This window comes from Hyphomonas sp. BRH_c22, assembly GCF_000961795.1.
In the GTDB taxonomy this organism is placed as follows: Bacteria; Pseudomonadota; Alphaproteobacteria; order Caulobacterales; family Hyphomonadaceae; genus Hyphomonas.
Genome location: NZ_LADU01000037.1, coordinates 21536 through 28085 on the forward strand (window position 1 = coordinate 21536; position 6550 = coordinate 28085).

Genomic DNA, 6550 nt, shown 5'->3' on the forward strand with positions numbered 1-6550 from the left:
TCTAGGGCGCGCGGCATCATGATGCCAGCGGTACGGGCAGATGTTCGAAAATGACCGCGCCGTGCAGGAGGCGGATGCGGCGCACATCTGCCATCGTGCGCACGGTCCACACGACGAAGGGCAGGCTGCCGGCAAGCCTGACGGCGGCGCGTTCGGCGTCGGCGACATTGATGGCGAGATAGTCGACCTTGCGGTCCACCGCGCGCGCTAGTTTGGCGTCGAACTCGGCCTCGCTGGTACGATGGATGGGGTGGATCAGCTGACCGCGCATGACGGCTTCGGGCAGGGCATCGACGGCCGGTTCGGAAAAGCTCATCGCGGCGGCCGGGCCGATATGGCGGGTCAGGTGATCGCCGACCTGGCGGGCAAACGCCTCGGGATCCGTGTCGCCGTCAATCTTCATTTCCGTCAACAAAGGCAGCGAGGTCGGCCAGATGTCTAGCAGGGCGTCGAGGGTCGGGATCGGCTGCTTCGTGCCGGCGAGGCGCAGCGAATCGAGGAGGGACATGTCCTGGTCCGCGAAATTGCCTTCCACCCCGGTCATGCGGGCCAGGGTCGGGTCATGGAACACCATGACCTCGCCGGACTTTGACCGGCGCACATCGTATTCGATGCCAAGGCCGGCTTCGGCGGCGGCCTTGAACGCGGCCAGCGAGTTTTCCGGGTGGCCGTCAGCGGACCAGAGGCCGCGATGGGCATAGGTGAAAGCCGTCAGGTCGAAGTGGCGGGCCATGGCGGATTATCCTGTGATTTCGAACACACCATCGACTTCAACGGCGACGCCCATGGGCAGGACCGGACAGGCAACCGCCGAGCGCGCGTGACGCCCGGCATCGCCGAAGACTTCTACCATCAGGTCAGAGCAGCCATTGATGACCTGCGGAATGTCGGTGAAGTGCGAGGCGGCATTGACGAAGCCGCCGAGCTTCACGACGCGCTTGATGCGGCTGAGATCGCCGACAGCGGCCTTGCACTGGGCGATCAGGTTGATGCCGCACTGGCGGGCGGCATGCTGGCCGGCGGAGAGTTCCATGTCGTCGCCGAGGCGGCCATTGATGCGGCCGGTGGGCGTGGCGCTGACCTGGCCTGACACGAACAGCAGGTTTCCCGTCATTACGAAGGGCACATAGTTCGCAACAGGGGCCATGGGCGTGGGCAGTTCGATGCCGAGCGCGTCGAGGCGGTTTTCAGGTGTGGACATGGGCAGGCTCCGGTTCGTGAATGTCGCGTGCGCCCTGCATGCCGCACCTCGCCGGACGGGGCAAGTTCAGGTGTCGTTCTCGCGCGCCTTCGCGATGCGGGCGGCGCGCCCGGTGACAACGGCATCCTTGCCGAATTTCGCGCGGGCCGCGTCGGACGCGCGTTCGGCGGCGGCGCGTTTGGCGATGCTGGGATCGAGCAGGTCAGCGGAATCGGCACGGTGATCCTGCAGGTTGGCCAGGCCGATGCCGATGAGGCGGAAGCGTTCGCGGCCATTGGCTTCGCGGGCGAGCAGGGGCCGTGCGGCGCGGAACATCTCCTGGGCCAGCTGGGTCGGCTCGGCCAGCGAGATGCGGCGGGTGAGGGAGCGGAAATTGCTGGTCTTCAGCTTCAGCGTGACGACAACGCCGACGACGCCGGCGGCCTTGGCACGGTCGGCCGTCTTGACGCACAGCTGCCAGAGCTGGTCCTCGAGCGCGGCGGGATCGCTGAGATCGGTGTGGAACGTGGTCTCGCTGGAGACGGACTTGCGCTCCTCGTCATTGCGCACAGGGCGGTTGTCGAGGCCGTGGGCGCGCTGTTTCAGCCACATGCCGGTCTCGCCATAGCGGCCAATCAGGGCCTTGAGTTCCGTGTTCTGGATGTCGTGCACGGTCTCGAAGCCGTCGCGCGCGAGTTTCTGGGCGAATTTCGGCCCGACGCCGTGCAGGAAGTCGATCGGTTTGGGGCCGAGCAGGGCCTCGGCCTCTTCCGGCGCGATGACGGCGAAGCCGCGCGGCTTGTCGAGTTCGCTGGCCGTCTTGGCGAGGAACTTGTTGGAGGACAGGCCGACGGAGACAGTGATGCCGACATCGCGCTCGATCTCGCGGGCGAGGCGGGCAAGGCTGACGGCCGGCGGGGCATGGTGCGTGGTCTCGGTGCCGGAGAGGTCCATATAGGCTTCGTCTATCGAGACCGGCTGGACCAGAGGCGTGAGGGCGTCCATCTTTTCGCGGATGAGGGTGGCCGCTTCGCGATACTTGTCGAAGTGCGAGCTGACCACGACCGCGTCAGGACAGAGCTTGAGGGCGGTGAACATGGGCATGGCTGAGCGCACGCCATAGAGGCGGGCAATGTAGCAGCAGGTGGAGACGACGCCGCGCTGGCCGCCGCCGACGATGACCGGCTTGTCCTTCAGGCTCGGGTCGTCGCGCTTCTCGATGGCGGCGAAGAAGGCATCGCAGTCGAGATGGGCAATGCTGAGCCGTTTCAGGGCAGGATGGCACAGGAGGCGTCCCCGTCCGCAGCTGGGACAGGCGGCTGCAGCACCTTGCTGCAGATGCAGGCAATCGCGGCAAAGTGCATACATGGCAGAAATGTTCATGCCATGTTCCGCGATTCAGGGCAATGAAGTGTACGCCGCCACGTAAAGCGGTGTTAAGCATTTAAGGTATAGCTGGACCGGATCGATCAAGATTCAGCCGAATCATTAGCAGCTACGGGGATTTATGGCGGAGAAGCGCACCAGAAAAGTGCTGGTTGTTGAGGACAACGAACTCAACATGCGCCTTTTTTGCGACTTGCTCGATGCCTATGGATTTGACACCTACCAGTGCCGCGATGGCGCCAAGGCGGTCGAGATTGCCCGGCGCGAGCTGCCTGACCTCATCATCATGGACATCCAGCTGCCGGAAGTGTCGGGCCTGGATATTACGCGCTGGCTGAAGGATGACGACAAGGTTGCGCACATTCCGGTTCTGGCCGTGACGGCCTTTGCGATGCGCGCCGACGAACAGCGCGTGCGTGAAGCCGGTTGCGAAGGCTACCTGTCAAAGCCGATCCAGATCATGACTTTCATCAAGGCGGTCGAATCGCTGATGCCGAAGGAGCCGGCATGAGTGCCCGCATCCTGGTTGTTGACGACATCGAAGCCAATCGCCGCCTGCTGCAAGCCAAGCTTGAAGCGCACTATTTCACCGTCATGCATGCCGAGAACGGCCAGCAGGCGCTGGACGTTGCCCGCGCCGAACTGCCGGAAATCATCCTGCTCGATGTGATGATGCCGGGCATGGACGGCTATGAGACATGCGCAAAGCTGAAAGCTGACCCGCGCACATCGTTCATTCCCGTCGTGATGGTGACGGCGCTCAGCGATGCCGAGGATCGCATCCGCGGGCTGGACGTGGGCGCCGAAGACTTCCTGACCAAGCCGGTGGATGACTTCGCGCTGATGTCCCGCATGGGCGCGCTGATGCGGTACAATGCCGTTGCCTCCGAATTGCGCCAGCGCCAGGCAAACGGCCTGAAGACCGGGGCCGTCGACGTCATCAGTGAAGAGGAACTCAACCGTCCGGCGCGCGTGTTCATCGTCGACGACAATCCCCGCACGTCGCTGCGCATGGCCAACATGCTGCGCGATGGCGGCCATGTTGCGACCACGCTGCTTGAGGCGGGAGACATGTCAAATCTGGGAGACCTGGGCGTCGACATCATGATCATGTCGCTCTCTTCGCAAGCCTTCGACCCGCTGAAACTCTGCGCGCATTTCAAGATGACCGAAGCGACCCGGGCAATTTCGATCATCCTGGTCTGCGACCAGTCCGAGCGGACCAAGGCCGGCAAGGGCCTGGATATCGGTGCGAGCGACGTGATCATTTCGCCGGTCGACCGGCAGGAACTGCTGGCGCGGGTGCGGACCCAGGCGCGGCGGTCGCGCTACATCGACCTGCTGCGCAAGCGTGTGGACCGGGGCCTGGAACTGTCAGTGATCGACCAGCTGACCGGATTGTACAATCGCCGCTACATGGTGAACCAGCTGCAGCAGCTGATGCATCGCGCGGTGATGGGCGGCAAGCCGGTCTCGGTCCTGATGTGCGACATCGACCATTTCAAGTCGGTCAACGACACTTACGGCCATGATGTGGGCGACGAAGTGCTGGTCGAAGTGGCCGGTCGGCTGCGCGAGAATGTGCGGCCGATGGACGTCGTCTGCCGTCCGGGCGGCGAGGAGTTTCTCGTGATCATGCCCGATACGCCGGGTGATCTTGCCTGCGCCGCCGGGGAACGCATCCGCCGCGCGGTGGCCAGCAAGCCGTTCAAGGTCAGCGGCGGACGGCGCGAGATCTCGATTACGCTGAGCGCGGGCGTATCGACGATTGCCGGCGAACAGGACACGATGGCCGACCTGACCAAGCGGGCGGACATGGCGCTGTTCCAAGCCAAATCAGCGGGCCGGAACCGTGTTGAAAGCATTGCCGCCTGATTGACTTGAACCACGATGCAGCCCAGGTGGGCCGTCAAATGGCTGACGCAGGTTTCAGGACATGACAGACCGCTTTGCCGCGTTCAGGCACCTTTCCTACAGCCGCTATTTCACGTCCCGCTTCTTCACCGCCTTTGCCGCACAGATCGTTTCAGTGTCTGTCGCCTGGCAGATCTATGACGAGACGCAGAACCCGGTCTATCTTGGCTGGATCGGCCTGGTGCAATTCCTGCCGGCCCTGCTGCTCGTCTTCGTGACGGGCCTCGCGGCGGATGCGTTCGGGCGGCGCCTCGTGATGGGCCTGTCGATCCTGGTCGAGATGGCGTGTGCGGCGGGCATCCTGTTCCTGGCGGTGACCCAGCAGTTCCACCCGGTCTGGGTGCTGGCGATCCTCACCCTGTTCGGCGTTGCGCGGGCCTTCCTGTCGCCGGCCTCGGCCAGCCTTGCCGTGAATGTCGTACCGAAGGCCGACTTCGCCAATGCGGTCGGATGGACGGCATCTGCCTGGCAGATGGCCTCGATCATCGGGCCGGTCGTCGGCAGCCTGCTGTATGGGTTGGCGCCCTGGATCGCCTATTCCACGGCGGTGATTCTGTTCGCCGTGGCAGCCACACTGATCTTCTCGATCCCCAAGCCGCCGCAGAACGTGTCGAGCGAGCCGAAGACGCTTGGCATGGTGCTGGGCGGGTTTGCCTATGTCCTGAAGCAGAAGGTCGTCCTGGGGGCGATCTCGCTGGACCTGTTCGCCGTTCTGCTGGGCGGCGCGGTGGCACTGATGCCGGTCTATGCGCGCGACATCCTGCAGGTGGGCGAGACGGGGCTGGGTCTGATGCGCGCGGCGCCGGGCATTGGCGCGCTGATCGTGACGGCGGTGATCACGGCCTTCCCGATCCGCGACCATGCCGGGATCATCCTGTTTGTCTGCGTGGCGCTGTTTGGCCTGTCGACCGTGGTGTTCGGGCATTCGACCGTGGCGTGGCTGTCGATCCTGGCGCTGGTCTGTGTCGGGGCGTTCGACATGGTGTCGGTGTATATTCGCGAGGTGCTGCTGCAGCTGTGGACGCCGGACCAGGTGCGCGGGCGGGTCAATGCGGTCAATTCGATCTTCCTGGGCGCGTCGAACGAGCTGGGCGAGGCCCGGGCGGGATTCATGGCGGCCAAGTGGGGCGCCGTGTTCACCGTGGTGGCGGGCGGCTATGCGGCCGTGGGCGTGGCCGCAGCCTGGGCGGCCCTGTTCCCCGGCATCCGCAAGGCGCGCAACCTGCATGACGGCAATCCGGATACCTGAGCCCGCAAATGCAAAAAGCCCGCTTTTGCAAGCGGGCCTTCGCAAAATACATGGGAAAACAAGGATCTTACTTGATCTTGCCTTCCTTGAATTCGACGTGCTTGCGGATGACGGGGTCATACTTCTTGAGCACGAGCTTTTCAGTCTTCGTGCGCGGGTTCTTCTTGGTGACGTAGAAGAATCCGGTGTCGGCCGTCGAGTTGAGGCGGATCTTGATAGTGGCTGGTTTGGCCATGGGATTGGCTCGCTTGTGCTAGCGTCTGAAACTGGAAAGCGGCTTAATGACGGGGCCCGGCGGGGAAGTCAAGCAGTGTTCCTGCGCTAAAGCCTGTCGGTCGTGTGGCCATTGCGGGTCCAGCGCAGGAAAGGCGGGCCTTTCGGGGCGTCCGGCCTGTCCAGCCGCTCGCCGATCTCGCCCAGCATGAAGCGCGTGACGGAGGGCAGGTCGAGGTCCAGCGCATCTGCCAGCGTGACCCATTGCAGGTCTGACAGTTCGGCGCCGTCGACGGGCGGACGCGTATCAATCAGGGCGTCTTCAGCATCGGCCATGAAGAAGCGGGCATCAAAGCGCTTGGGCCGGTAGGGCGGGGTGATGGCGCGGCCGATGAACTGGAAGGACTGGAGGCAGGGCATCACGCCCTCGCTGTAATAGCGGCTCCAGCCCTGGGGCGGCTTGCCGGTTGCTTCAGCCTCGCGGCCGACGATCAGGCCGGTCTCTTCGAACGTCTCGCGGATGGCGGTCAGGGCGAAGGCATGGGGCGCGCGGCGGGTGCCGATGGCGAGCTGGGTGGCGACGGGGGCGGCGAGGGGGGTGAGCGTGG

The 6550-nt window shown here is 64.3% G+C and carries 8 protein-coding genes; 3 read left to right on the forward strand and 5 right to left on the reverse strand.

Going from position 1 to position 6550, the window contains the following annotated elements; all coding sequences use genetic code 11:
• Positions 1 to 16: 16 nt before the first annotated feature.
• From VR74_RS20560 to VR74_RS05480, 3 genes are all read right to left on the reverse strand, one after another.
• The gene (locus VR74_RS20560; RefSeq protein WP_299949674.1) at positions 17 to 733 is read right to left on the reverse strand and encodes a glycerophosphodiester phosphodiesterase family protein; all 717 of its coding nucleotides are present in this window, start codon (positions 731 to 733) and stop codon (positions 17 to 19) included.
• A gap of 6 nt (positions 734 to 739) precedes the next feature.
• Positions 740 to 1201 (reverse strand): RidA family protein, encoded by a 462-nt coding sequence (locus tag VR74_RS05475; protein ID WP_045695057.1) that lies wholly within the window; start codon positions 1199 to 1201, stop codon positions 740 to 742.
• Positions 1202 to 1267: 66 nt separating this feature from the next.
• Complete coding sequence (locus VR74_RS05480) at positions 1268 to 2563, reverse strand: DNA polymerase IV (protein WP_299949675.1); 1296 nt, start codon at positions 2561 to 2563, stop codon at positions 1268 to 1270.
• A gap of 124 nt (positions 2564 to 2687) precedes the next feature.
• Between VR74_RS05480 and VR74_RS05485 the strand changes: the two genes are divergently transcribed.
• The 3 genes from VR74_RS05485 (at position 2688) to VR74_RS05495 (ending at position 5729) form a co-directional block, all read left to right on the forward strand.
• Entirely contained in the window at positions 2688 to 3077 is a 390-nt protein-coding gene (locus VR74_RS05485) for a response regulator (RefSeq protein ID WP_045695059.1), read from the forward strand.
• Complete coding sequence (locus tag VR74_RS05490) at positions 3074 to 4441, forward strand: PleD family two-component system response regulator (protein ID WP_045695061.1); 1368 nt, start codon at positions 3074 to 3076, stop codon at positions 4439 to 4441. The genes VR74_RS05485 and VR74_RS05490 overlap by 4 nt, the downstream gene beginning before the upstream one ends.
• A gap of 61 nt (positions 4442 to 4502) precedes the next feature.
• The gene (locus tag VR74_RS05495) at positions 4503 to 5729 is read left to right on the forward strand and encodes an MFS transporter (RefSeq protein WP_045695063.1); all 1227 of its coding nucleotides are present in this window, start codon (positions 4503 to 4505) and stop codon (positions 5727 to 5729) included.
• Between the two features lie 67 nt (positions 5730 to 5796).
• On the opposite strand, the gene rpmG is transcribed toward VR74_RS05495, so the two are convergent.
• Entirely contained in the window at positions 5797 to 5964 is a 168-nt protein-coding gene (rpmG, locus tag VR74_RS05500) for a 50S ribosomal protein L33 (RefSeq protein WP_045695065.1), read from the reverse strand.
• An 86-nt stretch (positions 5965 to 6050) separates the two neighbouring features.
• On the reverse strand, positions 6051 to 6550 hold a 500-nt coding region (locus tag VR74_RS05505), incomplete at its 5' end, for an NUDIX domain-containing protein (protein WP_045695066.1).